Below are 26,867 nucleotides of genomic sequence, written 5' to 3'. Positions count from 1 at the left end.
GGGTATTTCGAGGTGTCCGGTCGCCAGCATGGTGCCCCGCCCTCGGATCGAAGGCGGGGCTCCTCAGTTCAGGCCGCTCCGCTCAGGCGAAGAAACTGGCGTTGACGCCTCCCGCCTGCACGCCCGCAAGTTCCACGGTTCCGCCCCCGGACAGGGTCAGCAAGGCATTGCCACTGGCGGCGCTGCCGAGCGTGTAACTCTGGCCTGAGAGGTCGAGGCGGTCCCCTTGCGCCTGCGAGAAGCCGAGGACGAGGTCGATCCCGGAATTCTGGCCGAAGACGTAGCGGTCCGCGCCGAGGTCGCCCGAGAGCACGTCGTTGCCGAGGTCGCCGAACAGGAGGTCGTTGCCCTGGCCGCCGTAGAGGGTGTCGGCGCCCTGGCCGCCGAACAGGGTGTCGTTGCCGAGGTTGCCGAACAAGACGTCGTCGCCCTGGTTGCCGAACAGCACGTCGTTGCCGCCGCCGCCGGAGACGGTGTCGTTACCGCCGAAGGCCAGGAACGTGTCGTTGAGAGTACCCAGCGTGACCACATCATTGCGCTGTGTCGCTATTGGCGCTCCAAGATCCTGCAAAATGCCAAGGTCTACATCGCTGATGTCATAGCGTGTACCGGTAGGAGAAGAGGCAACCATCAAATCGGGGAAGGATGTATGTGATCGACCACTATCTAGAGGAACAGGGCCTCCATATGCTGCAACTGCATTTGCGCCATTAAAGAAATTTTGGGTTCCATTTGAGCTGAGCAATGTCAGATATACTGTATTGTCAAAATTTATTATTCCAAGTCCGTGTCCAACCTCATGTAAAAACGCAGTCATTGCATCGACTTTTCCACTTGGCACGCTGGAAGCGAAACCTGGATCGTAAAATAAATCCTGGAAAGTTCTGGAGCTGACTGTTAGATCAATGTCGGGGCCAGTTCCATTGCCAACACCATTGCGCATGGTTTCTATTGAGCTTACTAAGGTAGGTCCATTGTTTGTTGAGTATCCGTAAGGGCCTCCAGTTGCGATGGCGCTGCCGACATCTGCGACATTCAGCGAAATATTTATGTTTCCGTATCCCTGAATATACGACGCCCACCGATCTGCGGCGGCTTGGACAGACTGTTGGATGACTCCGGCGTATGATCCAGCCGCTGACTGATTAACCCAAGAAATCGAAAATGTAGTCATGTAAGCTCCCTCCTCTTTGGACTAAGCTATTTAAAACAAGCTTTTATCTGACGTGTAGACAAGTCAAAGACGGTCGCAGTAGAGAATGGATAGCCCGGCGGCCGTCATGATCTTGCCTCGCTCTTAGGCGAGGCGGGACCCGCAATATAGAAGCCTATAGTTAAGAAAAATAACTGGCGTTGATCTGTCCCTGAGTGATACCTGCCAGTTCAACAGTGCCGCCGCCCGAGAGCGTAAGCAGGGTGTTGTTCGTGCCTGTACTTGACAGAGTGTAGCCTTGGCCCTGCAGATCGATGCGGTCTCCTTGGACCAAGCTAAAGCCAAGGATCAGATCGCGGCCGGAATTCAGTCCGAAAACATAGCGGTCTGCGCCAAGGTCACCCGAGAGAACGTCGTCGCCAAGATCGCCTGAGAGAACATCGTTGCCTTGGCCACCGTATAGGGTGTCGTTACCTTGCCCGCCGTAAAGAATGTCTTCTCCGAGATTGCCGAGCAAAATATCATTGCCTAGGTTCCCGAGCACGTAATCGTTACCCTGGCCTCCATAAGCAGTATCGGCTCCTTGTCCACCAAACAAAGTGTCGGCACCCTGGTTGCCAAACAAGATGTCTTCCCCTTGGTTCCCATAGACAACATCGTCGCCGCCACCCGACTGTATGGTGTCATTGCCCATCAGACCGAGGATTGTATCGGCAAATTCTGTTCCGCCGAGCCGGTCATCACCAGCGGTACCATTTTGGATCAGGCCAGCGCCCGCGCGGCGTGCAGCAACGTAGGTCGAGAAGACTTCGATCGGCTCGAAAGTGTAGGAGCCACCGTTGGCCGTGTTGTCGAAGCGTGCAAGCGCCATCGCTCCGGTGACTTCCATGATGCCTGTGCGCGGCGCACCGCTCTCAGTTGATGTCGTAAACCAAGTCGCGCGCGTCCCAATCACATCGAGAGATGAAATCTCACTGAATGAGCTAGAGCCATAGGCTCGAAAATAATGCTCGGTATGCCAATCTTGGGAGATTTGAATAAGACGTGCGGCATCTGTCCGAACCTGTGCAAACCTAGGCGTTCCCCCAGCCCCCCGAAGCGCGTTGTTGATATCTGATGCAATCCGGTCTGCGCCCTGATCGCTCACATCCTGCCCGTTGGACTCGAAGAGGCGAACAAAAATCTCGTTCACTTGCGTGGCTGCGACAATATCGTTGGCTAAGGGCAGATCTACGATCCCGCGACTTGCTTTGTCTTGGGCTTCCTGAGCCATAGCTAAAGCAATCTGAGCGATTTCATTCAAAAGACTTGAACTTTCGTCTCCGTACATACCGTAGCCGACGCGCAGCTGAAGTGAGATCGAGGCACCGGAGAACGCCCCCTGCGGTGTGAAATTGTACTGACTAACGACGCCAGCCACGCCACCGCGATTGAACGCCGGACCCTCCGTAAGTCCGAAGCGCGGCATCACATCGACGACACCGACATTTGGATTTAAGGAAAATCCGATGTAGTCGACAGGATCGGTTGCGGCTCCAGGACCAGTCGAACGCGAGATTTTACCTGGCCCAGATTGAACGTCATAGAACGGCAAAAATGTCCCGTACTGTCCGTCTAGACCGTCTGACGAAAGACGCACATCAATATCTGGCGTAGAGATTGAATTATTAGCTGGCTCTGAATCGTAACTCATCTTATTTCCCCCATAAGCTTTTGATTTAGAATTGTTAACCTAGAATACTATCAAGTTGCTTCTAACTGTGACCCATTATCGTTAAATCGAATCACAAGGCGTTATCACATTGCGTAAAACAAAGCCGAACACAGTTACAATTCAGACACAAGTTGTGTTGGTTTAGCGGCTGAGCCACTGGTTTTGGAAGCCCCGCGACTTTTATGCATCACCATCCGAGCTGGTGCGCGCATGGCTGCCTCAACATCCCGCGACCAAGTCGAAGACCGCTAGACCGGTCGCTGAGAGCACGTTGCCAGCGCTCGACCACGGGAACGGCCACCGGATGGCATCGGGGACGGGCATCTCGGGCGCGTCAGCCTCGCGGTCCTGGTCGTTCCCGCGCAGCCATGTGATTTGCGCGCTGTGATGGTTCTCGGGCGCGGCCAGCGACGGCTCAGCGTCTCCACCGTCCTCCCGCTCGGTGTCGCCTTCCATGCGGTCGAGGACGGCAATCAGGCGGTCAGCGATATCGAGGGCGACCTGTACGGCCTCCTCGATCTGGCCCCGGATATCAGACGGGGAGGGCGGCAGGACCACCAGCGCAGCAGGAGCAGCAAAGCGCGGGCGGAAGAGGATTACATCGGCCATCGGCTTAGGCCCTCGCCAGGGCGTTAAGGTCGCGAGCAATAGCCCGTATCTCAGCGGGGTCGCCGTTGAGTATGGTCCCGTGAGCGAGCATGGCGGCGCGGGTTTCGCGGTCGTCCCTGCTTCCTGGCTTCCTGCCCTGTGCCTCCTTTTGAACGGCGGCCCGAACCTCACCAAGCAACTCATCGCCGAGGCGGCAGCGAAGTCAGCCTCATCCTCGCTCGCACCAGCCTCGCGCGCGGCTTCGCTGAACCGGCGGCGCTGATCCTCAGGCGTCAGCTTCTTGGCGCCTCAACGAACCGAAGCGATCGTGGGAACAACGTTCCCTTATCCATGCTCGGCTTGGGAGTACGCACCCAGCGGAACGGTCCTGGAAGCATGGCCGTTCACAGTTGCCGCCGGACTGGTCTCAGACCCGATCCAGGCCACCAACAACCTGAGAGGAAGCCCGATGAGGAAGTCCCTGTTCGCCGTCGCCGCCCTAGCCGCGCTCGGCGCCATCGGCATCGCCGCACCTGCCTCTGCCGCTCCCGGTGTGATCGGCGCCGTCGATGCCACGACCAACATCGTCGACGTCCGCATGGACGGCATGCACGGCCACCGCGGCCACGGCCGCATGATGGGTCATCGTCACGGTCACCGCCACATGATGCGCCACCATCACCACCGCGGCCACATGATGCGCCATGGTCATGGGCATCGCCACCACCGTATGTGATTGTCCAGGGGCCCTTCGGGGCCCCTTTCCATATCTGCGTGCGTCGACGCCGTGGCGATGCCGCTTCGAAACGAGTCCGGGTAACTTCGGAGAGCGCAAGCGTCGGCCTGACCGCCTCCCCCTCAGAAGTGATTGACAACGTTCGCTCCCTGGTACGCAGCGAACCTGCAGTGCTCGTCCGCCCCGATCAGCAGAGTACCGCCAGGAGCGGGAGCAGTCTGCGAAGGACGACCTAGTAGGTCACTGAACGATGCCACATCGTGGACTTGCGAGGACGAGGCTACCGGACGCGCCCGCGGCAACGTAGCCAACGCCGGTGCGGAGCCGTCGGGTGACCAGCCCTCCCTTCCGGGTCAGGCCCCTTGCCGGCCGCCCCGACATCGTCAGGAGTTCGCGTGGATCGTCCCCTGGAATGCCTGCCGGAGCGTTGCCTCGTCCTGATCCGCCACGGCCAAAGCCAGGCCAACGCCGACGGTCTCTTCACGGGGCTCCTCGACTCCCCCCTGACAGAAAAGGGCCGGCTTGAGGCGGCCGCGGCCGGACTGCGCCTGAGGGAGGAGGGCCTCAAGTTCACCGCGGCCTTCACCTCTACCCTGGTACGGGCCATCGACACTTCGCGTCTTGCCCTCGACGCTCTGGGTCAGCCGGATCTGGCGCCGCAAGCGGACGTGGCGCTCGACGAGCGCGACTACGGCGCCCTCAGCGGCCTCGACAGGGAAACCGCCTACCGACGCTTCGGGGCGGAGCGGGTCGAGGATTGGCGTCGCTCCTATGAAGGCCTTCCGCCCGATGGCGAAAGCCTCAGGGATACCGTCGCCCGGTTCGTCCCCTTCCACATTCGGTGCATCCAACCGGCCGCGATGCATGGCCGGGCGCTGGTCGTCGGGCACGGCAACGCCTTACGGGGCCTCGTGATGGTGCTGGAAGGCCTCGGGCCGAGCGAGGTCGAGGACCTGGAGATCGCGACCGGATCGATCCGGATCTACGGTCTCGGGCCCGACACGACCATCACCTCGCGCCGGGTGATCGGCTAAGGTCCGATCGAGGAGCTCAGACCACCACCTTGCGGGCAGGACACGCTTTGCGCGACGCTTCAATCCGCAGAATATATGAGAAGGTCACAGTGTGAGATTTATCGCACTATAAATGTGATTTTATTGGCACGCTCAATCGTCGTATTAGAGTTTTGACGGCTGAATTGGGTTGTTTACAAGCTTATCGAAGTCCTGTTGCGCCGATACGCTGGAAGCTGCCTGCCTTCGTGAATAACCCTGGCTGCAGGTTTTCATCCCAACGTACAGGGGCCTGTCGATGCTCAAGACCTTCCTCGCTGCAACCAGCGTGTCCGCGCTGCTCACCGGGGCTGCTGCCGCTGCCGATCTCCCGCGCCGCGCTCCGCCGCCGGTGTTCACGCCCATTCCTGTCTTCACCTGGACGGGTGCGTACTTCGGTATCAACGCCGGCTACGCGTTCACCGAGGATCAGACGATCCGCACCATCGGCAACAACGGTCCTGGCGCTGCCCCCGTGGTGGCCCCTTTCAACACCAACACCGTCGGCAACGTCCTCTCCCTTCGCCGGACCCCTGCCATTCGCTCCGAGCAGGACGGCTTCACGGGCGGCGGCCAGATTGGCTACAACCTCCAGTTCACGCCGGGCTCCGGCATCGTCGTCGGCTTCGAGGCGGACGCCGCCTATACGGACCTGTCTCGGAACCGCTCGTACCTCAGTGCCATGAACGACCCCTCGACCTTCCGCCAGAGCCTCGACTTCCTCGGCACTGTGCGCGGTCGGATCGGCTACGCCTTCGATCGCGTCCTGGTCTACGGGACCGGTGGCTTCGCTTACGGCAACGTGAACTACGACGCGCAGTTCTTCGGCAACGCCGCTGCGCGTCCTCTCGCATATGCGGGCCGTTACAGCGACTTCCAGACCGGCTTCGCCTACGGCGGTGGCATCGAGTACGCTCTGGCGACCGACAGCTTCCTGAATTTCTTCAAATCGAGCGCGGTCACTGTGAAGGTCGAGTACCTGCATTACGACCTCGGCAGCCGCAACGTGCTGGTCAACTTCACCGGTGCCGCTCCGGTGAACGGGTCGTACACGACGCGCTTCACGACCGAGGGCAACATTGTCCGTGCTGGTCTGAACTACAAGTTCGGCAGCTACTAAGGTCTAGACAGCCTGGATTTGGCCTAAGCGTCCACAGCTCCGATCAAACTGACCGCTTAGTCAAAGAGCGCCTTGGGATCTCTTCCAGGGCGCTTTTTGTTTCATTTGGATACGTTCCGTAGTTCGGTGATCTGCCCGGCGGTGGGGCAGCCTATCAAGATGCTGGCGACATCCGAGCCTCGCTCTTGCCGGACTTTCCGGTGCCCTTGGGATGCAGGCGCTCCCGCATCTCCTTGCCAGCGTTGAACTGTACGACGGTCTTAGCAGCTACCTCGACGGCTACACCGGAGCGGGGATTACGGCTCAACCGTGCATTGCGCCGTCTGACCGAGAGCGAGCCAAAGCCTCGAAGCTCGACCCGATCGCCACTCACTAGCGCCGCGCCAATGCGGTCCAGGATCGTATCGACGATGGCCTGACACTGCTTCGTGGAGAGATGCGGGTTCTGGTCCGCGAGGCGGGCGGCAAGTTCGGATCGGATCATCGACGCAAAAAGAGCCGCAGGTCGGGCTCTCGCACAAGCCTAGCGTAGGTCCGTCAACGTTGACTTAACGGTGCGCCCCGGCCGACATGCCGTGTCCGGCAGCGCCGCGCCCTCTGGCGAGTCGTGAGCCGGCATCAGGAGAGATCAGCGCCGCGAGATAGACCCTGAAAAGCCAACAGGCCCCCGTCGCCAAACGGGAGCCTGCTGAAAACCTGGGGCCAAGTGGGGCCGCGTCGTTGCTCCCCACAAGCCACATGATTCCCTCGGGAGTCAAGACGGAACCTGTTTCCGTCAACTGGAAGGCTTTGCCTGGACCCTAGCCGCGGCCCGTGAGGGACCGTGAACGATGACCTATGCCGAGGAGATCCGCCGACAGGCAGAGGCGGCTCCGCGCGCCGCATTGGATGCCGTAGCCGGGGCGTTATGGAAGGCGTTCGGCGAAGGGCGGGTGTCCGAAGCGGAGGCTGAGGCACTGTCCACGCTGATCGATCTGCGGCGTTCGTCTAAAAACGGACCAAGACCCGGACAGGGCACGAACGAAACGATACTCGCTCCCAACTCCGCCAACTATCAATATCGCGCAGGATGTCCCAGGAAGCTCGTCGGCTCGCGCCCGCGCACGGATGCCTCAATGGAGCGCCGTCGCCGTTGGGCGGCTTCCGGTAGGCTTCCTCCGGCCATCGCCGCAGGCTTCACCCTGGCCGAGCAGGCGGTCCTCGCCCTCGTCGCGGCCGAGACGACGAGGCGGGGCGACTGCCGGCTGACCATCGAACACGTCGCGGCCGTGGTCGGCGTCTCGCGCTCCACCGTGAAGACGGCCCTGCGGCAAGCCCGGACGCTCGGCCTCGTCACGATCGAGGAGCGACCCGTCACAGCCTGGCGCAACCTGTCGAACGTGGTGCGGGTCGTCTCGCCGGAGTGGCTGGCATGGATGCGGCTTGCGAGGCGCCCCTCCCTTCAGGGGGGAGGGGTCAAATCCCCGACCGGCACGCCTACTGATATTCCATACCCTGTGAATTCAGGGCCTTGGAGAGCGAAGAAGGGCTGCCGACAAGCGGCGGGCGACCTCGACCGATCAGCCTCAACGGAAGTCGGAGCGGCTTGTAGGACGGGCCGAGCCATGCGGTGATGGTCTGCCGCCGGACGGTTTGACGAACGTCGGTCGAAGACAATTTCAGAGCATACGCCGCTGCGCCACACGAGGATGCGAGGCCATGTCTGCGAAGATTATTCCGCTGCCTCGTAAGGGGCAGGAAGCACCGGCCTTCGCCCGCGTCGCCTTTCTAGCCGCCGAGATGCTGACCGAAGGACAGGCGGTAAACCTGACTGCGGCTCGGAAGGCAGTAATCCTGAGAGATCTACAGACCTACCGTGACGAGCTGATCGCAGTGATCGCCGATCTGGAAACTCGCAAGCCAACCGGAAAGATCGAGATCGACACCGTCAATGCCCAGCTTAAGGTGGCCGCCTCCGAAGGACTTGCCCAGATCGCTCTGGTGATCGAGCGTCTCGAAGCACTCGTCGAAAATCCCACGCCATCACCGTAGTGCATGCAGGACCCCCAGCGATCTCCGTTCCAACTCGTTGGCAGTTGTGGCGTCCGGACCGGTCCGTGACATGGACTCGACCACGGTCGCGATCCAACGTTTGAATTTCCTCCGGCTGCAGCCGAAAGGCCGCACGCTCTCGATGAGCGCCAGCAGAATCGTCTCTTGCAGGTCGGCTGCTCGCAGGCGTCGCTCGATCGCTCGCAGGTCCGCTTCGACGGTGCCGGTAGCTACCGTGTCCGGGAGGTCAGGGGACATCTTCGCCTTCGTCGAGGACCGTCCCTCGCCCCTGCATCTAGTGCACTGACGCCGACAAAAGGTACACCGCGCGGCGCGAATTGATTTGTCTGTTCAGGCACTTAGCAAACGGGTTCCTGGTACGAATGTCGGTGTCAGTGCACTAGCAGGTAAGATGCCGCGCCCTAATCACACTGGCGGTAGCGATGGCGGCCGTGCCATCAGCGCGGGATGACAAAGCCCGATCCTCAGTCAAGCGAGATGCGGGACGACCACACGCTTTGGGATCTCGTGACGACCGAGCGTATCTGCGTGGAGGACCTCGTTGCCGCTGTGAACGCCTTTATGGCAGACCCCGCGACAGGCGAGCACGCGATCGGCCAGGACTATACGCTCGACCTTACCGCTGCGGTAGCTGCAGACATCCTAGCGCATCGAACGTTCGAAGAGGCCGGTAGTCATGAGCCTTCACGGCGGACCGCGGTCCGCTCAGCTCTCCTGATTGCCCGCCCGAAACGGCGCTAATCGTCGTCGTCGCCTTCGACGTCGATCAGGTCGGCCGCATCATCCTCATCCTCGTCGACGACGAGGGTATCGTCATCAGCGGTCTCGTCGTCATCCTCGACCTCAACTTCGACTGCATCCTCGCCTTCGATGTCCGTATCCTTGGATTCCTCAGCCTCGACCTCGTCGAGCGACACAAGCTCTGGCGTCTCCGTGTCCGTGTCTTCCTCGTCCGGTTCCGGGGCTTTCTTTGCCACCACGGGTGGAACCCTCGAGAAGGACGTTAAAGCCGCTATCGGCACTACATCGCCGGTGTAGGGCGAGATGACAGGGTCGCGGTTGAGGTCATAGAATTTCCTGCCGGTGGTGGGGCAGACACGTTTGGTTCCGAGCTCGGAACGAGCCATTGAGAAGCCTTTGGCTAGGGGCACGAGTGGAGCCCGGCGGATGGAGTTCAGATCAAATTAGAGCAGGAAGGGTGGCCTAAAACAATGATGCGTCACCACGGCCAGGCTCAAAGCGGTGCCGGCGAAGCACCATAAGCTCTGCAGTTAGCATATGTGACGGTCTTCCGGCTCAAAAGGAGACGAGGCCGTTATAGGTCATGACCGCGGAGAAACAGCAGAGTGTCAGCGCAGAGTGGCGGTAAGCGGCAGCTATGGTGGGCCCATCGTTCGGCGCGTCCTCTCCCACCGGAAGTTACACGATGGCTGCCCGTTGATCCCAGGACCTATACCGGCACGCCCTCGACCCATCCCCAGGCGCTGACCTGATGTTGCCGCCGGGCGACAGGCCGGATTTTCCGCTGGGCCGCGGCATCCAGGACGCTGAATAGACAAGCTTCCGCTGGCATGTTGGCCGGGCCGAACTTCGCTCTGGACCTCGCCATGCTCGCGACCTCCCGCACCCTCGTCCGCGATCATCGTGAGATCGGCGCTGTGCTCGTGACCTCGCTGGCCTTTCTGACGAGTGTGCTGGCCGTGGCGTGGGCGGTCGTGTGAGCGAACGGCCACCTGCCCTTAGATTTTCGAGACCCCTCAGGAATGTGCCCGTAACGCTGCTGCCTGGGTCGTTCTCTTCACGTGAGCCCCCGTGAGCTTGCGCACGCGCTCGATGCTGACCTCGACCTGGTCGCCGTCGCGCCACACCATTTCGACAGCGCAAACGAAATCGCGCCCGGCCACCTTGAACAAGAAGCGGTTCGGCAGAGCGTAGGAGCTTGGGACCGCAAGCCGAGCGCTGGACGGGGAAATGCCCTTGACGGTGGTTGGGATCTCGCTGCCGTCAGGCAACCGGATCATCGCAACCCAGTTCGTTTCACGACGTTTCTCACGCGGACTTGCCCGTTCGAACTCGACTTCCTGGTCCATCCGCCGTTCCTGATATGCCAATTTTTAATGAACGGACGGCGCTTAAGATAACGTTATGCTACCCAGGATTGTATTTTCCAGCCCTCTGAACTTTGCTGACACTAGACGCTCAAGCCTTTATTGGCCCTGATAGTCGCGGCCTTTCCTTGCTGACGCAGCGTTCTGGCCCCTCATCACGACCCGCCACGCCGACGGCATCACTGCTGCCCGAGCGCCAGCCCCTCACGGTGCCGACACCGCCGAGAAGCGCCCGCTGCCCGACCTTCGCCCCGTAGGTCCCGGCTGCGGCGCCGATGCCGCCCACCTTGAACGCCACCGCGCCCGCGATCAGGTCCAGTGCCTTCGCCACCCCCTTTTAGGGAGCCTGATGTGGCGTCCTTGTCGATAGCTGGAAGCCAAACGACGTGACGCCCTCGGACTTGAAGGATCAAGCTCTACGGAGACAACCGATGAAACCATCGCACCTTGAAGCCATCGCCGCGGCCGACAACGCCACAGTCGCGATCATCAACCTGCTGATCGCCTTCCTCGAAAAGCAGGGCGTGCTAGCCCGGGACGACTTCGCCGCCTTCCTGTCGGCCGCCATCGAAGGCTGGCGCGCGGAGGGCGCTGACGAGAAGCTGCTGCGGCTCATCGAGATCAAGGCTGGGGGCATGACGCTCGATCCGCCTCCCAGCGTTCAGAACTGAGGCGCCTCGTCCTGGCGGCGCGCCGCGTGTCCAACGCCGGAGTCAGGCTAATCGCAGAAGCCGAAAAAAATTCTGCAGACCCTTGAAACCCAATCACAGCATCTGCATTATGCGCGTGTGAGGCTCTTAAGAGCTCACGAGTCTAGGCGCCAAGCTCGGTGCTTCGGCGCTCTTCGTTATCATATTGCTCTCTGGAGGATGTGGTTATGAGGACCTTTGACTTCGCTCCCCTGTACCGTTCCAGCGTCGGCTTCGACCGCTTGTTCGATCTGATGGACCAGGCCACGCGCGCTGAGACCTCTGCCGCGACCTGGCCGCCCTACAACATCGAGAAGTTGGCCGACGACGCCTACCGCATCACGCTCGCGGTGGCGGGCTTTGCCGCCGACGAGATCGAGCTGACCCAGAACGGCAACACCCTCCTGGTCAGCGGCCAGAGGAAGAACGAGGGCGAGCGCCAGTTCCTTCATCGCGGCATCGCCGCGCGCCAGTTCCGCCAGACCTTCAACCTCGCCGACCACGTCAAGGTCACCGGTGCTGGCCTCGACAACGGCCTGCTCAGCGTCGAGCTCGTGCGCGAGGTGCCCGAGGCGTTCAAGCCGCGGCGCATCCCGATCGGAGGCGCGTCCTCGGCCGTCGGCCAGGACAACGCGCCCGTCCAGGTCGAGGACCGCGCCAAGGCCGCCTGACGCGCCTCTCAGCCTTCCGACGAACAGACACCCTCGGGGCAAGCCCCGAGGGCGCGTCCCGTCGTAACCTGCTTGGCCAACGAGGAGGAACCCTGTCGATGATGGAGACACACCCTTCGTATCCTGACCTGTCGCACACCGGCCCCGTGAACCCGGTCACAGCGCGGCCAGCCTCATTCGAGGTATGGCAGGCGGTCGTGGCGCCCGGCGACGTGTTCCGCCACCCGCGGGAGGTGCTGGCGCATCCGGGGCTGTCGCGCGCGCAGAAGCGCGTGGTTCTGGCTTCGTGGGCCTCGGACGTCCACACCCTTGAGCACGCCCCCGGCCTGCGCTGCCTAACAGGGTGCAAGGCCGAGCCGGTGTCGGTCGATGCAGTGCTGGCTGCCCTGGCGGAGCTCGACGGCGCCGACGCTCGGGGACCGAGCCCGTACGAGCCCTTCAAAGCTACGAGCAAGCGCCGGCGCCCGCTCTCGAACCTGCGGCGGTACATCCAGCCCGGGCGCCGGGACCGGGACGATGACGACGACCCGCCGCCGTGCCCGGCCGCGATCCAGCCGCGCCCGCGCCCGTCGCCGAGCGCAACCGCCCTTGCGGTTTGTGCCTGACGGCGGCGAAGCCGGTCCCGCTGAGCCATGTCTCGACTGTGTCGGCGAGCCGGCATCGTCGGTGGTGCGTAGCTGGAGTGTGATCACCATGGCGACGTTTGATCTCAAGGATTGGCGCACGCGCTCCCCTCGCTTCAGGCGCCGGCAGCTACGATGGTCGGGCGTGGCCGTCATGACGGATTGGTTGATCTCGGCTGGGCTGTGCGTCGGCCTGGCGACCTGCTTCCCCCCCCCGCTGCGGCGCTCGTCGTCCTGTCCGTCCTGCTGTCCGTCAGCGGCTTCGCGTGGCTGATGGCGGCGCTTGTCCAAGCCGGACCACCACAGTTCGGCCGCCGCCTGACCGCCTGGGATGCGGCGCTCTTCTCATTCACGGCGAGCTTCGGCGTCCAGATGGCGCTGCGGCTGGGCTTGATCTGAGCAGGATGCGCGATCTGAGTCGTCGGTCGGGTGCCTGAAGGGCCTGACCGCCACACGATTACCCATGCCCTGTTCACTTCAATCGCTATCAGGGCGCAGGTCATTGCGTACTGTTATTTGGTGCGCATCGCCGTCTGGGCGTTATGGAATGTCAGAACCGTCCGGCCAGGGTCAACCGCACGGCCGTAGGCTCGACGGGATGGAAGTGGCGATCGGCTACGCCATCCGCCGCTTCGCCCGGCAGGCGTGAGGTGTAGAAATAGGTGATCTGGTCCGCCTTGGCGTTGGTCAGGTTGAGGATGTCGAGAGAGAGGCTGAACCCGTTGTCGAAGTTGTAGCCGATGCGACCGTTGAGCAGCGCGGTCGGCTTCGAGCGCACGGAGTTGTCCTCGATCAGCGGGCGGGGGCCGAAGTAGCGGAAGCGCAGGGAGCCGAACCAGCCCAGCGGCTCGCCAAAAGTCACCCCGGCCGCCGCGATCACGGTCGGCGCTTCGGGGATACGGTTGCCGACCGGGTCATAGGAGGAGAACCGGGCGTTGGTGAGGGTCAGATCGCCATCGAGGGCGAGCCAGGGCGTCACCGTGTAGTGGTTGGTCCACTCGACGCCGAAGCGTCGGCTCGGTCGGCTCGGCTCAGTGGTGCCGGTATCGCCCTGGAACAGGTTCTCCGAGGCGAAATCGAGCCGAAACAGCGTCACCGCCGTCTCCAAGCCCGCGATCGAGCGGTTGCGGAAGCCGACCTCGTAGCCCTCCGAGGGCACGAGGAAGGGTGAGCGGGTGGTGTTGAACAGCGAACTCGTCGGATCGACGGTGGCGGTGACGCCGCGCGCATCGTTCGAGTGGAAGCCGCCGCCGTAGTTCACGAACAGCTCGGTATCGAACCACGGCCCGAGCACGAGGCCGAGCTTGGGATTTGCGATGCTGTCGCGCGCCTTGCCGGAATTGGCAGCCGTGTCCGAGGCCACATCGGCGTAGTAGGTATCGACGCGGAAGCCGACGCTGGTGCGCAGCCAGTCGGTCCAGCGCACCCGGTTGTCGAGGTAGAACGCCCCGCTGGCTTCCAGCACCCGGTCATCGAGCACGGTGGAGAGGTAGCGGCGTTGCGCCGTGTTGAAGAGACCGACCCGTATGCTGTCGGTCCGCGTTTGCACGCCGATCTCGTTTTCCATGGGGAGGCCGAACAGGTCACCCTTGAACACGCGGGAGACCTCGCCGCCGCCGAGGATGCGTTGGTCGACCTGGTGAAACTGGTCCCCGTCGATGGGGTTGTTAAGAAAATACGTGAAGTCGTTGAACAGGCTCATCTGGTAGCGGATCACGTAGGCCGAGGCCCGCGTCACCCCGCCCTCATCCGACTGGCTCCACCGGCCGGAGAGCGAGAACCGGCTGGTATCGCCGCCATCGGTCGGGTTGAGCGTGCCGAACCGGCCGATGATGCCTTCCGAGACCGCGCGCTCGGGGATCTGGTTGGTGGCGGTCCAGCGCCCCGCATAAGCCATGCCCGTCACCGAGAACCCGTCGAGCTGAGTGCCCTGGCTGTAGCGGGCGACGCCGTTCACCTTCCGCAGCCGGTCGGGCACGTCCCAGGGGCCGTCATAGATCTGGGCCTCACCGGCCACGAGCAGCGTGCCTGCCCCGAGCGGTGCCGAGGCGATGGTGAGCGCCCGCTTGTAGCCGAAGCTGCCGAAGGTGGTCAGCGCCAGGTTGCGTTCGGTCTTGTCGAGGTAGTCGATCCGCACCGATCCGGCTGAGGCGAAATCGCCGTCCCGGACGAAGTACGGGCCTTTGTGAAATTCCACTCCGCCGACCAGCTCGGGGATCAGGAAGTTGAGATCGGCATAGCCCTGTCCGTGGGCATGGGTGCGCATGTTCACCGGCATGCCGTCCACGGTGAGCGCGATGTCGGTGCCGTGGTCGAGGTTGAACCCGCGCAGGAAGTACTGGTTGGCCTTACCCTCCCCCGAGTGCTGCGTGACGATCAGGCCGGGGACGGCCTCTAGCACCTCCCCGGGGCGCGTGACGGGCCGACTGTTGAGCGCGGCGCCAGAGATCACGCCCGCACTTGCTGCGTCTACGGTTCGTAGCGCGCCGCCGGTGCCGGTCACGCCGCCGAGATAGCCCGAGCTGGCATTGGGCGTCGTAGCGACCGGAGCTTCAGACGTAACCGAGAGTTCGGATAGGGTAACGCCTTCAGCGGCGGCCGGTGCAGCCCATGCGCGGCTTCCCCCAGCCAGCATCAAACTGGCCGTGATGCACAACGCGGCATGCCGAACGCGAGGGCCTACGAAGTGTGAGCGGTCAACGGGCCGAACATCGAAAGTGCACACCGGCGTTCCGGGGTGAGGGTGGCGACCTTTCTGACTTGGCATGCCTTGCGTAGGATAAACATACGCAAAAATCATACGCCGGGATTATCGCGGCCGGTGTGGCGTGCAGAGCAACAGGCCGGTCAGTTGGCGGCTCCATCGCCGTGTTGGTGATCGTGCCCGGTGTGCCGGGCGTCGCCTTCCGGGATCAGATGCAGGTGGCCGTAGCGCACGCCACGTTGAGTGGTCACGGTGTCGGCATAGGTCTGCATGGCGGACACCGACCCCCGCAGCACAGCGACCTCCAGGCAATCGTCCCGCGTCAGGTGGACGTGCATGCTGGCGACCGAAACGCCGTGATGGTGCCCTTCATCGGTCAACCGCCGTGCCAGATCGCGGGTGCCGTGGCTGTAGACGTAGCTGAGCGCACCGTAGCAGGGAGCCGATCCCGCCTCTGCCGCTCGCGTCGGCGCCAGGGCGCTCCGGACGATATCGCGCACGGCCTCTGACCGGCTACCATAGCCCCGCTGCTCACAGAGCTGGTCAACGCCTGCCAGCAGATCGTCGTCGATCGTGATGGTGATGCGCTGCATGTCTACTCCGGCTGCCGGTTCGGAGCCTCTGGTAAAGGCACGGACGACGGGTGAACAGCCAATGCCTTTCTGGCTTATCCGCGATCCCCATAACTCATGTCCAGAAAACGACTGTTTTTCCGACGCGCATAGCTGCATGTCGCAACGTCCGAGAAGTGTGGCAACCGGACCTTAGCCTTTCGCCCCGAGGCGGACGTTCCGCACCCGACCAAACCATGGTTGCCGCCGCCCCGCTCAAGCGACCTGCCGGGGAGCCCCTGTAGCCTGATAAGTCTGTGCCGTTCCCTTTCGGGTGCGCTTGGCCGCGTAGAGCGCTGCATCGGCGTGATGCAAAACCTTGTCGCGGTCGTGCGACGCTTCGCTGGACCAGGCGATGCCAATGGTTCCCGTCACCCGCGCGATGTGACCCTGGTCATTCATGACGATTTCTAGGTCGTGTAGGAGGCGCCGCACCATCCGGTCCAGTCCAGTGCGATCGAGGTCGGTAGGTACGACGACCGCAAACTCATCGCCCCCCAGACGTGCCGGGAACCACCGCTCGTAGGAGGATGAGCGCAGACGGTCGGCGACACGGCGTAGCACGGCATCGCCCGCCGCATGTCCAAGCGCGTCGTTCACGCCCTTGAAGCCATCGAGATCGATCAGCAGCACTCCGACATCGCCATTCGCCGCGCGCGCCTCATTCAACCGTGCGTCGAGGACGCGGTGGAACTCGGCTCTGTTAGGCAACTGCGTCAGGTCGTCGGTGCGGGCCTGGCGCCGAAGCCGCGTCTCCAATCCATGCCGCTCTGTGATGTCCTGGATCAACCCAATAAGGGCGGCGGGCTTACCCTTGGCCAGCTCGATCTCACAGGAGCATCGTACGCGCCGAGTGTTGCCCTTGGCAGTCACGAGGTCTGCCTCCAGTTCGAACGGCTCGCCCGTGTCCAGGGTGCGCATCACCGCGGTCCTGAAGGCGGTGCGGTCAGGCTCGGGGAAGGCGCCCATGATATCGCCGGTCGGCTCACCCCCGCTAACGGGCAGCTCGTGGATGGCGAAGACGCCGTCCGACCAGGAAACGGATCGCTTCTCGATGTCGTACCGGTACGATCCCATGTCGGCCATGCGCTCAGCCTGCTTGAACTGGCGACGCTCGCGTTCCAAGCGTTTCACCGCCATCCAGTGCTCCTCGGCCATCGTTGCAGCGCGGAAGGCAAGGGTCCGAGCCTCGATCAGGGCCTCGGCGACGCAAGCCAACTCCGTGAGAAGTTCGAGGTCGACCGGCGTCGTATCACGAGGCTGCTCATCGAGGACGCAGAGTGTTCCGACCGTAACCCTATCGCCGTCGGGGCGCCGGACGCGAACCGGCACGCCCGCGTAGTAGCGGATGTGCGGTTCACCCGTGACGAACAGGCTCTTCGCGAAGCGAGGATCGAGGCTGGTATCGGCCACGATCAGCGGCGCTTCGGTCTCGAATACGATGGGGCAGAACGCCTGGGCACGCTGTGTCTCGGCTGCCAGGGGCCCGCAGCGCGCCTTGAACCACTGCCGGTCCGGGGCGACCAGAGTGATCGAGGACATGCCGGTTCCCAGCATGCGTTGTGCGACCTTGGCGAGGGCGTCAAACTCGCGCTCGGGCGGCGTGTCGAGAAGGTTGATCTCGGCGAGAGCCTGTTGGCGCAGTGCCTCGCGCTGTGTGTCCGACATGATCGTCTGCCACCCGTGTGCGGCCTCATCGAGGCGAGGGCGCCGTCGTGTTGCATAAGGCGGACAGGCTTAAGTGAGCGTGACCTCAGTTGCGTCTTGAGACCGGACCGGCTTTTGACCCGCGAGTATGCGGGGGAGAGACTGCCGGGACCAGCTAATCGGCCTTGAGCCTGAGCGAAGCGGTTGTGCACCACGACCAAGTTGGCCGGCCTGTTTTGATGGTTCTTCCCGAAAGCCGACTGGCAAAAAACCACCCGTTCCAGTCGTAGGTCTTTGACCACCAAGCTGCCGGGAAGCGGACTTTCCCGGGTTCAGGAAGTGGTCGATAGCAACCTAAGCGACATGTCGATAATCCGATCGTTTTCCCGACGAGGTGGAAGCGCGCATCCGGAGCCCCTTGAAACGGCTCCGTTTCTGTCGGGAAAATATGACTGGTTTTCTATTGCGGATTAAACGCTGCTGAATCACTATCCCGACATGCTCGTCGGATATGCCCGCGTCTCGACTCAAGACCAGAACCTCGACCTGCAGCGCGACGCGCTGACCAAGGCCGGCTGCGAACGCCTGTTCGAGGAGAAGAAGTCCGGCAAGGCCGGGACCAGGCGCCCCGCCTTTGACGAGGCGCTCGCCTACCTTCGACCGACCGACGTCCTCGTGGTCTGGAAGCTCGATCGCCTGGGCCGGTCGCTGGTCGAGATGATGCGCACCATCGACAGCCTGCGATTGAAGGAGGTCCATTTCCGCAGCCTGACCGAGCAGTTCGATAGCGACACCGCACATGGCCGCTTCGCCCTGCAGATGCACGGGGCGATGGCCGAGTACTTCCTCGACCTCAACCGCGAGCGCACGATGGAGGGGTTGAAGGCGGCGCTGGCCCGCGGGCGCAAGGGCGGCAGGCCGAAGAAGCTGACGGCGGCCGATATCGAAGTGGCGCAGGCCCTCCTGCAGACCGGGACCATCTCGATCGCCGCGATCGCCAAGCGCCTCGGGATCAGCCGAGACACGTTCTACAGCTACTTCCCCCAGGCCCGAGCCCGCAGTCAGGCTGCCACTACCTCGCCGGCGAAGGGCTGAGCCCGATGCCGATCCGTCGGGAGCATCGCTACTTCTACCCCATCGATTGGCGGCAGCTCTCGGCCACCGTCCGCTTCCGGCGAGCTGGTGGGGCCTGCGAGACCTGCGGCCGGCCGCACGGACAGGTCGTCTACCATCTGGGCGACGGGCGCTGGTGGGATGCCGGCATCGGCGCCTGGCGCGACGGTCACGGTCGTTCGCTCCGCACGCTTCCGACGATCGAGGATCTCGGGAGCATCCGCGAGACGCGGGTGGTGTTGGCCGCCGCTCACCGGGACCACGACACCGCCAACAATGCGAACACCAACCTCGCCGCCTTCTGCCAGCGTTGCCACATGCTGCACGACAGGCCTGAGCATCGACGCCGGCGCTGGCGGACGCTGTTTCGACGCAAGGCTATGGGCGACCTGTTTCGGGGACCGTACCCGTCATGAGCCGAGCGGTCATGACGTTCGTCTGTACGCCGCGCCATGAACGCGGGTCGCTGTTGAGCCGGCTTTACTCTGGTCGTAGTGCGGGTGCAGGGCGATGTAGAGGCCATGTCCGACACCAGCCGCCCCGCTCTCCCACTCGCCGAATGTCCACCCACCCTGGACGCATTGACCCGCCAGCGTCTCGGCCGACAGCTACAGGCGATGTATGAGCCAGTTCTGGACGAGGCGTTGGACCCAAGGCTCGCCGAGATCATGCAGCAGCTCGATCGCGATCGAGAGGCATGAATCTTTCGCATCCGAGCGCTTGAACACCTTGGCAGGTATGCGCCAGCGACAATCCTGAAGCCGTTGATTGCTGCGCTGCTGCGGTCTAGGTTTGCAGTGCGGGACGGCGATGGCGTCGCGGTCCTGCAGCCCTTCTTGGGCGTTTCCTCCCTAGACTTCGGGCCGCTCCTTCGGGAGTGGCCTTTTTTGTGCCCGGGTGCCTGCTACTAGGCCTTCCCCCTCCCCTGCTCAAGCACGTAGATGCGCCAGCCTCTGCGGCAGGCGCTTTGCTGGGCAGCTTCTCAACCCGTGGTCTGCGAGGAGTGGTCGGAGGGCTGCCCTAGACCTGCAGACCGAATTTGCGCGCGACGGCGATGAGGTTGCCGGTGCAGACAGCTTCGGCCTCCGCGACCCGTTCCATTTCACGGGCGAAAGTGGCCCAGCGCATGCCCTTGGGCTTGGCGATGCGATCGCCGATGATGCCCTCGGCGCCGAGACGGTAGCGCAGATCGTAGGCGCGCGAGAGGGCACGGTCGCGGGACGTTTCGCGCTGCGAGCGGTAGCCGAGGCGGTAGGCCTTGCGCGAGGCGAAGCTTAGGGCGCCGGGAGGCAGGTGCAGCTTGGCCACACAGATGCCGAGCCGCGGACAGATGAACCACCAGCGGTGCCCGCCGAAAGGCTGAGGCGTGGTCGCCAGATCGACCCAGTAGTCGGATTTGTGCGCCTCACCGTCCGAACGCGTGGTCGTGTAGTGCAGGCGCATCCGGCCGCGCGTGGCATCGAGCTCCGCGCCGTAGCCGATCGAGGCGACATGCGCGCCGGTGCGCGTGTTGGTCCACGTCAGGGTGCCGGCGCGGGTGCAACCAGGCTGAAGGCTGCGCTGCTTGAAGAGACGGGGGAGATCGAGCGTCAGCCCATCCTGGGTGGTGGGTCGACCGCCTGCTCTGCCGCTGCCATAGCCCCCCATTGTCCCGACTCCTCAGCGATTTACGTCCCCCCGCCACACCAAGGTGGAGACGGCTCGATTTTCCGAAATTTCGTGGCGATGTTTGATTTCCGGGCCGGTGCCCTGAGGGTAGGCGGCCTACCCAAGATCCCGTGTCGTGACCCGGCCTCTCATGAGCCATTCCATCAGGCTGGTCGCCGCACGCCTGCCGAGGCCGAATCGCCCTCGCAATGCGTTCGCGAGTTGAGGGCGGCTGACCCCGACACAGTCTGCCAGAGCCTTCTGGGTCATGAGCCTGACCCTTTGTGCCTCGCGGACAGCTTGGGCGAGATCGGGCGGCAGCACACCACCCTCGTACGATGTGAACAGGGCGCCGAGCTGTCTCCAGTCTCCTGAGTCACCCAGAAGGTCGGGATGTTCGAAGATCCCTTCTTCCGGCAGCGGTAGCGCGCGGGGAGGATTGGCCGAGACAACCCTCGTTCTGGCTCCGGGCGAAGGCCCGATAGCGCCGACGCGGTGTCTGGGGCGGGCTTTCCTCGCTGGACCCGGAACGGTCTGTTCCGACGTATGAGACTGAGGTGTGTCCGGCTGTAGGTACTTCGTACCTGGTTGCGACGAATGAGTCTCACGGTCGCGAAGCTGCCCGGGCAAGGCGCCCTGCTTCTTCATTTGATAGTATCTCGACCGACTGATCCGGAGGGCATCCCATGGCTTGAGCTGAGCCGCAGATTGCTCGTGGGGTTTGGAGCCTTTGGCCGCACGCCGCGCCTTCGCGCTCCAGGCTTTCCGACTCCGCTGATAGGCCGTGAACTGCCGCGTGGTCATACCTGCCGGACGGAGACGGGTGATGCGGAGCCGCTCGCGTTCCTTGATCGTGAGGCACAAGAGGTCACCCAGTCTCTGGGCGGTCCACCACAGGCATCGGCGCTCGTTCCTTCGTCGAGCTTCCGTCAGGCAGAGCCGGATCGCCTCGCTGTTGAGCAGGGGGCATACGACCTTGACCCAACGGGTGATCCGCTCCTGAAGGTCTTCAGCTTCGAACCCCTCGTTCTTCTCGATCAGCCAGGGCAGAGCCGCGCTGAGGTAGGCTTCGCCGTCATCGGTGTCGCAAGGCCCCCTATGCCGGTACGTGACCAACGCGCAGATCTCTTTGAGCACCTGCCGACTATGGGACCAGTTCGACTTCGGGTTGCGACGACGCTCGATCTTCCGCTCATGAGCAACGGCCGTCGCGCGTGCCTGAACCTTGGCAGACATCACCTCCCGCTCGATACGCTGCCACATATCGAACATCAGAGGTGGCTCAGGCTCGCGGCGACGCCCCATATCGGCTCTCTGACATCGGTCTCCTGATAAGAAACTAATCTAAGACATATGGCGAGCCATACCAAGCTCCGGAGCCTGCGCGATCCCCACCCACGCGCAAGAACTGCGGATCGTTTGTGAGACGCGAACACGAGGCTCGCGCCTATGCCGTAATGGCAACCGAAGGTGCGCGGACGACAGGGTCCGTCCTCAAGCATGCCGTCCCAGCCTCACCTGGCCGAACTCCCGCGCCACCATCTCCTGCGGCGCCTCGTGAGTGAGCCCAAAGCTCTGGATCCTGTCGTAGCCGTCAAGGCCCTGTCAGGTCAGCATTTTCAGCGCTTCGGTTCCACATATGCCCTCGGGGGTGGTGCTCCTTCCTCTCCCTCTGCTCATCTCAATTCGATCTGTTCCAGGGCTTGCCTGTTTCGTTGGGCGCCAGCGGCCAGATGCCTGAACCTCGTTTCTCATAGTGAAGTTGATGAAGCTCACGATAGCATCGTGAGTATCCGAGGTCTGTGACCGCTTCGATGAAACCCAGGATTAGAGCTCGACAATCGCGCTTCAGAGTTTGGTCTGACGCATGCAAATGATATTGTTCCCGAGCAAAATCGAGAGCAGCTCTTACGGGGCGGTCGGCTGTTGTCGGCCTGTTGTTTCAGGGAAGGCGGAGTCATGGCGGCGGGGACGTTTCAGAAGGGTCAGAGTGGCAATCCCGCCGGAAGGCCGAAGGGGGCTCGGCACAAGACGACGCTCGCCGTCGAGGCGCTACTGGAGGGCGAGGCCGAAGCCCTGACCCGCAAGGCGATCGATCTGGCCCTGGAGGGAGATGGGCCGGCCCTTCGCCTGTGCCTGGATCGCCTGTGCCCGCCTCGGAAGGATCGGCACGTCGCATTCGCATTGCCTCCCGTCGAGACCGCAGCCGATGCCGTCAAAGCCAGCAGTGCCCTCGTCGCTGCCGTCGCTGCAGGTGAACTCACCCCATCCGAGGCAGCCGAACTCGGCAAGCTGGTCGAGACCGTCATCCGCGGGATTGAGCTCGTCGACGTGCAAGACCGGCTCACCAAGCTGGAGGCCCTCGGACGATGACAGGTGCCTACGAGCGGCGCATTCGGAACCTGGAGACGCGGCACAGGCCATCGAGCGGGAACATGGTCGTCCTCGGCATCCCTGGGCGCCCAGAGCCATCGTTCGAGGAGATTATCCGAACCGCCCTTGTCCTGCGCGTGACCTTCGTCGCCGCAAAGGACGGGCGCCTTGCCGAGGGGGAGCACCATGCGCGACATTGAGGGCCGGTTGGCGAAGGTAGAGAGGGCCATGCACCAGACCCACATGCCTCAGGTAGACGAAGCCACTCAACGGGCAAACGCGGAATGGCGGGCAGCCGGCGGTCCGTTCTCCTTCGTCTGCGGCGATACCGAGGCCGACGCTCGGCGCCGGGAGGCGACCCTGCGCGAGAGCGGCATCATCCAGCCCATCGACAAGGTGGTGCGCATGCCGATGCGGCCCGAGTATCCGAAGCCGTTCCTGCGGCACTGCCTGTTCGAGGAGTGGGGACCGACCAAGCGGAACGCGATTGCGGCAGCCCTGGCCTCCCCAGGGGGTGCCTATCCGCCAGGGTGGTACAGCCAGCCGCCTCAGGAGGGGCCGGTCTGATGCGCGGGACGATCACGAGGCTGTCGAAGCTGGAAGCGAAGCGAGCACCCAGGGCCGAGGCCCTGTTCTATGTCTTCGGCATGGACGAGGACGACGCGGCCGAGCGGCTTGCCGTCGAGATCCGAGCCGGCACTGTCAACCGCGGGGATGCCTGCCGAACTCCGATTTGGCGCGGAGCAGCACCCCCTCCCCCGCCGCGTTGGGCAAGCCCTAGCGACTTGACCGCCGCGGAGCTTGAGGACGCGATTGCGGACCTTGCCCGCCAGCTCGGGCGTAAGCAGCACCCGCGCGGCTTCGGCGACCAGGCGGTGGCCGAAGAATTGAGCGCGATCCAACGAGAGATAGCCGCGGAAAGCGGCCTGCTGGTCTGGCGATGACGCCGGCCAATTTGCTCCGTCGTCTGGGCAAGCTGGAAGCTCAGCGTGCCCTTCAGCGCCTCTCGCATGAGGCATGGCTAGAGATCATTGGTGAGGAAGCAATATCGAGGGCGGAGAGCTCCGTCATGCGCTCGCATGGAACATGCAGAGGAAAGCGGCCGGGGAGGGCACCCCGGCCGCTTCGCTTTCGAATGAATAGTTACGGTATAGTCGATCCTGCGGTAGATTAGATCCCGCTGCCAGTCCCAGGGTAAGACCGAACGCGTGTGCGATCAGTGTTCGGTCCCGCGAGCGTCGTTCCCACGACCGGGGAAGTTTCGGCGCCAGAGATCGACGGTGCAGTCCAGCCATCCTGACGCCACGCATCGGCTTTCTGATCGAGATCGACCGAGCCATGCTCCTCCAGGACGTCCATGACCATGTGGCCGTGGGCTTCATCGGCTCGTACCGTCACGAGCGTGCCGCCGCGGCGAACACCCTCGCCGTAGGCATGCGCGTCCTTCTCGCTCACCCCGGCGCCAGCAAGCCCTCCAGCCAGCCCACCCGCAGCAGCGCCGATACCGGCTCCCGTCAGGGTCGCAACGAGCCAACCGGCTGCGACGACAGGCCCAACACCGGGGATCGCGATCAGGCCGAGACCCGTCAGCAGACCGGCTGCACCTCCGACCACAGTGCCCAAGGTGGCGCCGGTGCCGGTCCCGTCCTTCGCCTTGTCCTTGGTGTCGGCACTGACGTGAGCGCCATCTTTCGGAATCAAGCCGGCGTGGCGGTCGCCCTCATTGTTGCTGACGATGCTGATGGCATCGTGTGGGATGCCCCCGGCCTCGAGCTTGCCGACGGCGGCGCTGGCGTCTTCGTAGCGATCAAAGAGCGCGGTAACGGTTTGCTGTGTCATAAAATTCTCCTGTGAGAGGGCAGGACCTCACTGCGCGGCGACGTTGCCCTTGAAGTCGAGGCCAACCGATACGGCTTTCCCGCCGTGCATGGCCGTGCCACGCCAGATGCCCGCGTCGTCCTTCTTCAGGTCCTTGGCGTCCTTGAAGCCGGCCTTATCGAGACGTGAGCGAACCTCGCCCTCGGTGAAGCTATTGGCGCCCTTCTCCAGCGTGACGTTGGTGTGGGCGCCCGCCGCCGCGCCATCCGGAGCAACCTTGTCGGTGTTCGGTCGCGTCACGCTTTGCTGGCCGCCGGACTGCTGGCTTGTCTTTGCATCAGGAGCAGCAGGAGCACCCGTTGTGGTGGTCTGAGCGATGGCGCCCGATCCGAACACGGTGGCGATCAGAAGGGCAGCGATAGGGGTACGCATGGAAGGCTCCGTCCGTAGTTTGGACCCCTTCAATCGTCTCGATCAGTGGCAAGTTCCAAATCCGGAGCTGAAACAGAGGAAACTTAAATGTCAAATGTAGCAGTTTGTCCTGGGAACATTATTTGCCGACGAAAATCTCTTACAGTTTCATGACGCCTTACGAGGTTATTATTCCAGGGTATTCCTATCAATAGTCGAGCTTTACGGATAGGTGGAACCTGCCGTGTCGTCTGACCTGAGCTATGGCGGGGTACCGGACATCGAGTAGCAGGAGGTTCCCTTCCGCCCTGCGGAAGCGAGCGATCTGCTTTCGCAAGCCTGAATGCGAGGCCGGAGACGTGACACGGAGCCGGAGCGAGCTCAAACCATCCCTGATCCCGTCCGCACAGCCGGGAGGCAGGTGCCGTCTCGGACGATCCGGACGTATCGCTAGATGCGAGGCGCAGGGCCCTCAGTGTCACAGAGGCGACTGCGGCAATGATTTGCCGCCGGCCCTGATGCGTTCTGGGAGAATGAAATCGGCCGCCCCGTCGGCCCGGAGACCATCGGGGCGGAAAGTCAAACCGCGCTTGGATGGCGGCGAAGAGTGCCCGGTCCCGCGTCAGCCCTTCTTCTTGTAGGCCTGGATAGCGTTTTGGCATCCTGGTGACAGCTTCGCCATGTTCTTCTGGAAGCAGGCTTGGGTCTCGGGGCCATCTTCGGGCGGCAGGCCAGCGCAGAAGATCGTGAAGTCGCCGGCACACTGCTGCTGCAGGGCGGCCTTGTCCTCGTCCGTCATCGGTGCGGCCATGGCGGCGGTGGCTGCGGCGGCGCTGAGCGCAGCGAACAAGGCCGCGGTGATGATCGATGAGCGCAAAGGAAATTCCTTTCGTGCCACCCTGGAAGGCGGCGGCTTCCTGACGGGCAGAGGCGAGAGCAAACTCTGCCAACTGTCCGGGCGTAGGAAGCTACGACACCGCTTTTTGGTTCCTACGTCGCGGACACGAAATGCTCGGCTTGAGTGGCTCGGCCGGTTGCCCCGTATCCGGCCCGCCCCGCCGCCCGATCCGATCATGGGCTGGCGGGGAAGGTTGATCATCACACCGGCAGAGCGGCGGATTGGATCCGTTGATACCGTACGCAGCATTGCCAAGGGCTCTAATGTCAGTCACCAAATCATCCTCTCGGCTTGATTCCGAGAAAGTTCACTGAAAAATGGCACCGGCATAACAATAAAACATCTGCCGGATCGAAAATGGAGGAACACCAATGGTTAAACGGATGACTGCAATTCTGACGTTGTGCGCTTGCACAGGCGCATCGGCAGGTGAATTTCCAAAAGAAGGGACGGCATCATATACTACTCACTATGTGAGTATGTCAGCAACTCCAATGAAAATGGGCGATAGAACTGTCGCTATTTACGAAAGCAGCGGCATAACACGCAACGATACGGGCGAATTTCCATTCAATAATATGGGCACACGCTGCATCGGCATGCGCGAAGCCTCAGGGAATGATGTCGTCAATCGCGGCAGCTGTATCGACAGCGATCCTGATGGTGACCAAGTATTCTCGACCTACGAAGCCAATTCAAAGACCGGACACCACATCTTCGTAGGAGGCACAGGTAAGTATCAGGGGATCACTGGGGAGGCAGACTATACCTTCCAGGCTATGAAGGTGCCGGAAGGCGCAAGGCCAATGACACTTGTGCCGCACAAGGCAACTTGGAAGCTACCGTAGCACCCATATCTCACACGATTATTCACTATCGTAAGCTCAATGGCAATTCGTAGATGCTGGGCAGAGGCGGTCGCCCGGCATCTACGACACAGATCGAAGCCGTGATTTTTACAGCCCCGGCGAAACGCTGAACCTTTGCCCAGAAGGGTCGAAGCTCCGTGCACGAGTCGCTGGTCGTAAGAGCGCCCTTTCAGAACTCGGTTCTATGGCGAGCCTTGGCTTCAGCGGTCCTTCTTGTTGGGCTCATCCTGCGGAGTGCCGACCGACCGGTCTCCGCTTTCTGAGTCCTTG

Annotated in this window: 31 protein-coding genes; 16 read left to right on the top strand and 15 right to left on the bottom strand. The window is 62.8% G+C overall.

Features of this window, described 5'->3' with window-relative positions; translation table 11 throughout:
• Window positions 1–82: 82 nt before the first annotated feature.
• The 3 genes from COGEMETH_RS25575 to COGEMETH_RS06070 form a co-directional block, all read right to left on the bottom strand.
• Entirely contained in the window at window positions 83–631 is a 549-nt protein-coding gene (locus tag COGEMETH_RS25575) for a calcium-binding protein (protein WP_283214962.1), read from the bottom strand.
• A 703-nt stretch (window positions 632–1,334) separates the two neighbouring features.
• Window positions 1,335–2,846 carry a calcium-binding protein gene (locus tag COGEMETH_RS06075; RefSeq protein WP_238181708.1) on the bottom strand — a complete coding sequence of 504 codons (1,512 nt, stop codon included), beginning with the start codon at window positions 2,844–2,846 and terminating at the stop codon, window positions 1,335–1,337.
• A gap of 240 nt (window positions 2,847–3,086) precedes the next feature.
• A complete protein-coding gene (locus COGEMETH_RS06070; RefSeq protein ID WP_238181707.1) occupies window positions 3,087–3,476 on the bottom strand; it encodes a hypothetical protein in 390 nt (129 codons plus the stop codon).
• Window positions 3,477–3,924: 448 nt separating this feature from the next.
• On the opposite strand from COGEMETH_RS06070, the gene COGEMETH_RS06065 reads away from it, so the two are divergent.
• The 3 genes from COGEMETH_RS06065 (at window position 3,925) to COGEMETH_RS06055 (ending at window position 6,363) form a co-directional block, all read left to right on the top strand.
• Complete coding sequence (locus COGEMETH_RS06065) at window positions 3,925–4,191, top strand: hypothetical protein (RefSeq protein ID WP_147750033.1); 267 nt, start codon at window positions 3,925–3,927, stop codon at window positions 4,189–4,191.
• A gap of 395 nt (window positions 4,192–4,586) precedes the next feature.
• The gene (locus tag COGEMETH_RS06060) at window positions 4,587–5,225 is read left to right on the top strand and encodes a 2,3-bisphosphoglycerate-dependent phosphoglycerate mutase (RefSeq protein ID WP_238181706.1); all 639 of its coding nucleotides are present in this window, start codon (window positions 4,587–4,589) and stop codon (window positions 5,223–5,225) included.
• A gap of 277 nt (window positions 5,226–5,502) precedes the next feature.
• Window positions 5,503–6,363 (top strand): outer membrane protein, encoded by an 861-nt coding sequence (locus COGEMETH_RS06055; RefSeq protein WP_238181705.1) that lies wholly within the window; start codon window positions 5,503–5,505, stop codon window positions 6,361–6,363.
• Window positions 6,364–6,517: 154 nt separating this feature from the next.
• Here COGEMETH_RS06055 and COGEMETH_RS06050 read toward each other — a convergent pair whose 3' ends face one another.
• Window positions 6,518–6,847, bottom strand: a complete 330-nt coding sequence (locus COGEMETH_RS06050) for an HU family DNA-binding protein (RefSeq protein ID WP_238181704.1) — start codon at window positions 6,845–6,847, stop codon at window positions 6,518–6,520.
• Window positions 6,848–7,193: 346 nt separating this feature from the next.
• Here COGEMETH_RS06050 and COGEMETH_RS06045 point away from each other — a divergent pair, with 346 nt between their 5' ends.
• Window positions 7,194–7,976, top strand: a complete 783-nt coding sequence (locus COGEMETH_RS06045) for a helix-turn-helix domain-containing protein (protein ID WP_238181703.1) — start codon at window positions 7,194–7,196, stop codon at window positions 7,974–7,976.
• Between the two features lie 85 nt (window positions 7,977–8,061).
• Entirely contained in the window at window positions 8,062–8,394 is a 333-nt protein-coding gene (locus COGEMETH_RS06040; RefSeq protein WP_238181702.1) for a hypothetical protein, read from the top strand.
• Between the two features lie 758 nt (window positions 8,395–9,152).
• On the opposite strand, the gene COGEMETH_RS06035 is transcribed toward COGEMETH_RS06040, so the two are convergent.
• The 3 genes from COGEMETH_RS06035 to COGEMETH_RS06025 all read right to left on the bottom strand — a co-directional run bounded on the left by COGEMETH_RS06035 (window position 9,153) and on the right by COGEMETH_RS06025 (window position 10,854).
• Window positions 9,153–9,542 (bottom strand): TIGR02300 family protein, encoded by a 390-nt coding sequence (locus COGEMETH_RS06035; protein WP_238181712.1) that lies wholly within the window; start codon window positions 9,540–9,542, stop codon window positions 9,153–9,155.
• Between the two features lie 630 nt (window positions 9,543–10,172).
• The gene (locus COGEMETH_RS06030; protein WP_238181701.1) at window positions 10,173–10,505 is read right to left on the bottom strand and encodes a hypothetical protein; all 333 of its coding nucleotides are present in this window, start codon (window positions 10,503–10,505) and stop codon (window positions 10,173–10,175) included.
• Window positions 10,506–10,614: 109 nt separating this feature from the next.
• Window positions 10,615–10,854, bottom strand: a complete 240-nt coding sequence (locus COGEMETH_RS06025; protein WP_238181700.1) for a hypothetical protein — start codon at window positions 10,852–10,854, stop codon at window positions 10,615–10,617.
• A gap of 100 nt (window positions 10,855–10,954) precedes the next feature.
• Between COGEMETH_RS06025 and COGEMETH_RS06020 the strand changes: the two genes are divergently transcribed.
• The 4 genes from COGEMETH_RS06020 (at window position 10,955) to COGEMETH_RS06005 (ending at window position 12,905) form a co-directional block, all read left to right on the top strand.
• Window positions 10,955–11,194, top strand: coding sequence for a hypothetical protein (locus tag COGEMETH_RS06020; RefSeq protein ID WP_238181699.1), 240 nt, complete (start codon window positions 10,955–10,957; stop codon window positions 11,192–11,194).
• A 206-nt stretch (window positions 11,195–11,400) separates the two neighbouring features.
• Window positions 11,401–11,883 carry an Hsp20 family protein gene (locus tag COGEMETH_RS06015; RefSeq protein ID WP_238181698.1) on the top strand — a complete coding sequence of 161 codons (483 nt, stop codon included), beginning with the start codon at window positions 11,401–11,403 and terminating at the stop codon, window positions 11,881–11,883.
• 98 nt (window positions 11,884–11,981) lie between these two features.
• Window positions 11,982–12,488: a hypothetical protein gene (locus COGEMETH_RS06010; RefSeq protein ID WP_306421726.1), complete on the top strand. Its 507-nt coding sequence runs from the start codon at window positions 11,982–11,984 to the stop codon at window positions 12,486–12,488.
• A 201-nt stretch (window positions 12,489–12,689) separates the two neighbouring features.
• Entirely contained in the window at window positions 12,690–12,905 is a 216-nt protein-coding gene (locus COGEMETH_RS06005) for a hypothetical protein (RefSeq protein ID WP_238181697.1), read from the top strand.
• 151 nt (window positions 12,906–13,056) lie between these two features.
• Here the strand turns inward: COGEMETH_RS06005 and COGEMETH_RS06000 are convergent, their stop codons facing one another.
• From COGEMETH_RS06000 to COGEMETH_RS05990, 3 genes are all read right to left on the bottom strand, one after another.
• On the bottom strand, window positions 13,057–15,141 hold the full coding sequence (locus COGEMETH_RS06000) for a TonB-dependent receptor (protein WP_238181710.1): 2,085 nt from the start codon (window positions 15,139–15,141) through the stop codon (window positions 13,057–13,059).
• A 212-nt stretch (window positions 15,142–15,353) separates the two neighbouring features.
• Window positions 15,354–15,803, bottom strand: coding sequence for a nickel-responsive transcriptional regulator NikR (nikR, locus tag COGEMETH_RS05995; RefSeq protein ID WP_238181696.1), 450 nt, complete (start codon window positions 15,801–15,803; stop codon window positions 15,354–15,356).
• A 234-nt stretch (window positions 15,804–16,037) separates the two neighbouring features.
• Entirely contained in the window at window positions 16,038–17,489 is a 1,452-nt protein-coding gene (locus COGEMETH_RS05990) for a diguanylate cyclase domain-containing protein (RefSeq protein WP_238181695.1), read from the bottom strand.
• A 477-nt stretch (window positions 17,490–17,966) separates the two neighbouring features.
• Between COGEMETH_RS05990 and COGEMETH_RS05985 the strand changes: the two genes are divergently transcribed.
• The 3 genes from COGEMETH_RS05985 to COGEMETH_RS05975 all read left to right on the top strand — a co-directional run bounded on the left by COGEMETH_RS05985 (window position 17,967) and on the right by COGEMETH_RS05975 (window position 19,282).
• Window positions 17,967–18,563: a recombinase family protein gene (locus COGEMETH_RS05985; protein ID WP_238181694.1), complete on the top strand. Its 597-nt coding sequence runs from the start codon at window positions 17,967–17,969 to the stop codon at window positions 18,561–18,563.
• 5 nt (window positions 18,564–18,568) lie between these two features.
• Window positions 18,569–18,997 (top strand): hypothetical protein, encoded by a 429-nt coding sequence (locus tag COGEMETH_RS05980; protein WP_238181693.1) that lies wholly within the window; start codon window positions 18,569–18,571, stop codon window positions 18,995–18,997.
• Between the two features lie 105 nt (window positions 18,998–19,102).
• The gene (locus tag COGEMETH_RS05975) at window positions 19,103–19,282 is read left to right on the top strand and encodes a hypothetical protein (RefSeq protein WP_238181692.1); all 180 of its coding nucleotides are present in this window, start codon (window positions 19,103–19,105) and stop codon (window positions 19,280–19,282) included.
• Window positions 19,283–19,601: 319 nt separating this feature from the next.
• Here COGEMETH_RS05975 and COGEMETH_RS05970 read toward each other — a convergent pair whose 3' ends face one another.
• Window positions 19,602–20,228, bottom strand: coding sequence for a hypothetical protein (locus COGEMETH_RS05970; protein ID WP_238181691.1), 627 nt, complete (start codon window positions 20,226–20,228; stop codon window positions 19,602–19,604).
• 117 nt (window positions 20,229–20,345) lie between these two features.
• Window positions 20,346–21,500 (bottom strand): helix-turn-helix domain-containing protein, encoded by a 1,155-nt coding sequence (locus COGEMETH_RS05965; RefSeq protein WP_238181690.1) that lies wholly within the window; start codon window positions 21,498–21,500, stop codon window positions 20,346–20,348.
• A 687-nt stretch (window positions 21,501–22,187) separates the two neighbouring features.
• Between COGEMETH_RS05965 and COGEMETH_RS05960 the strand changes: the two genes are divergently transcribed.
• From COGEMETH_RS05960 to COGEMETH_RS05950, 3 genes are all read left to right on the top strand, one after another.
• Window positions 22,188–22,601 (top strand): DUF5681 domain-containing protein, encoded by a 414-nt coding sequence (locus COGEMETH_RS05960; RefSeq protein WP_238181689.1) that lies wholly within the window; start codon window positions 22,188–22,190, stop codon window positions 22,599–22,601.
• A gap of 228 nt (window positions 22,602–22,829) precedes the next feature.
• Complete coding sequence (locus tag COGEMETH_RS05955) at window positions 22,830–23,168, top strand: hypothetical protein (protein WP_238181688.1); 339 nt, start codon at window positions 22,830–22,832, stop codon at window positions 23,166–23,168.
• Entirely contained in the window at window positions 23,168–23,545 is a 378-nt protein-coding gene (locus COGEMETH_RS05950; protein WP_238181687.1) for a hypothetical protein, read from the top strand. Before COGEMETH_RS05955 ends, COGEMETH_RS05950 begins: the two co-directional genes overlap by 1 nt.
• Before the next feature lie 226 nt (window positions 23,546–23,771).
• Here the strand turns inward: COGEMETH_RS05950 and COGEMETH_RS05945 are convergent, their stop codons facing one another.
• The 3 genes from COGEMETH_RS05945 to COGEMETH_RS05935 form a co-directional block, all read right to left on the bottom strand.
• Window positions 23,772–24,440 carry a hypothetical protein gene (locus COGEMETH_RS05945; protein WP_238181686.1) on the bottom strand — a complete coding sequence of 223 codons (669 nt, stop codon included), beginning with the start codon at window positions 24,438–24,440 and terminating at the stop codon, window positions 23,772–23,774.
• Window positions 24,441–24,467: 27 nt separating this feature from the next.
• Window positions 24,468–24,851: a hypothetical protein gene (locus COGEMETH_RS05940; protein WP_238181685.1), complete on the bottom strand. Its 384-nt coding sequence runs from the start codon at window positions 24,849–24,851 to the stop codon at window positions 24,468–24,470.
• A 601-nt stretch (window positions 24,852–25,452) separates the two neighbouring features.
• A complete protein-coding gene (locus COGEMETH_RS05935; RefSeq protein WP_373875322.1) occupies window positions 25,453–25,707 on the bottom strand; it encodes a hypothetical protein in 255 nt (84 codons plus the stop codon).
• A 404-nt stretch (window positions 25,708–26,111) separates the two neighbouring features.
• On the opposite strand from COGEMETH_RS05935, the gene COGEMETH_RS05930 reads away from it, so the two are divergent.
• Entirely contained in the window at window positions 26,112–26,576 is a 465-nt protein-coding gene (locus tag COGEMETH_RS05930) for a hypothetical protein (protein ID WP_238181684.1), read from the top strand.
• The last annotated feature ends 291 nt before the right edge of the window (window positions 26,577–26,867 follow it).

Source organism: Methylobacterium trifolii, assembly GCF_022179685.1.
Lineage (GTDB): Bacteria > Pseudomonadota > Alphaproteobacteria > Rhizobiales > Beijerinckiaceae > Methylobacterium > Methylobacterium trifolii.
The sequence above is the reverse complement of the archived record's forward strand: the minus strand, read 5'-3'. Positions and strand labels throughout refer to the sequence as shown.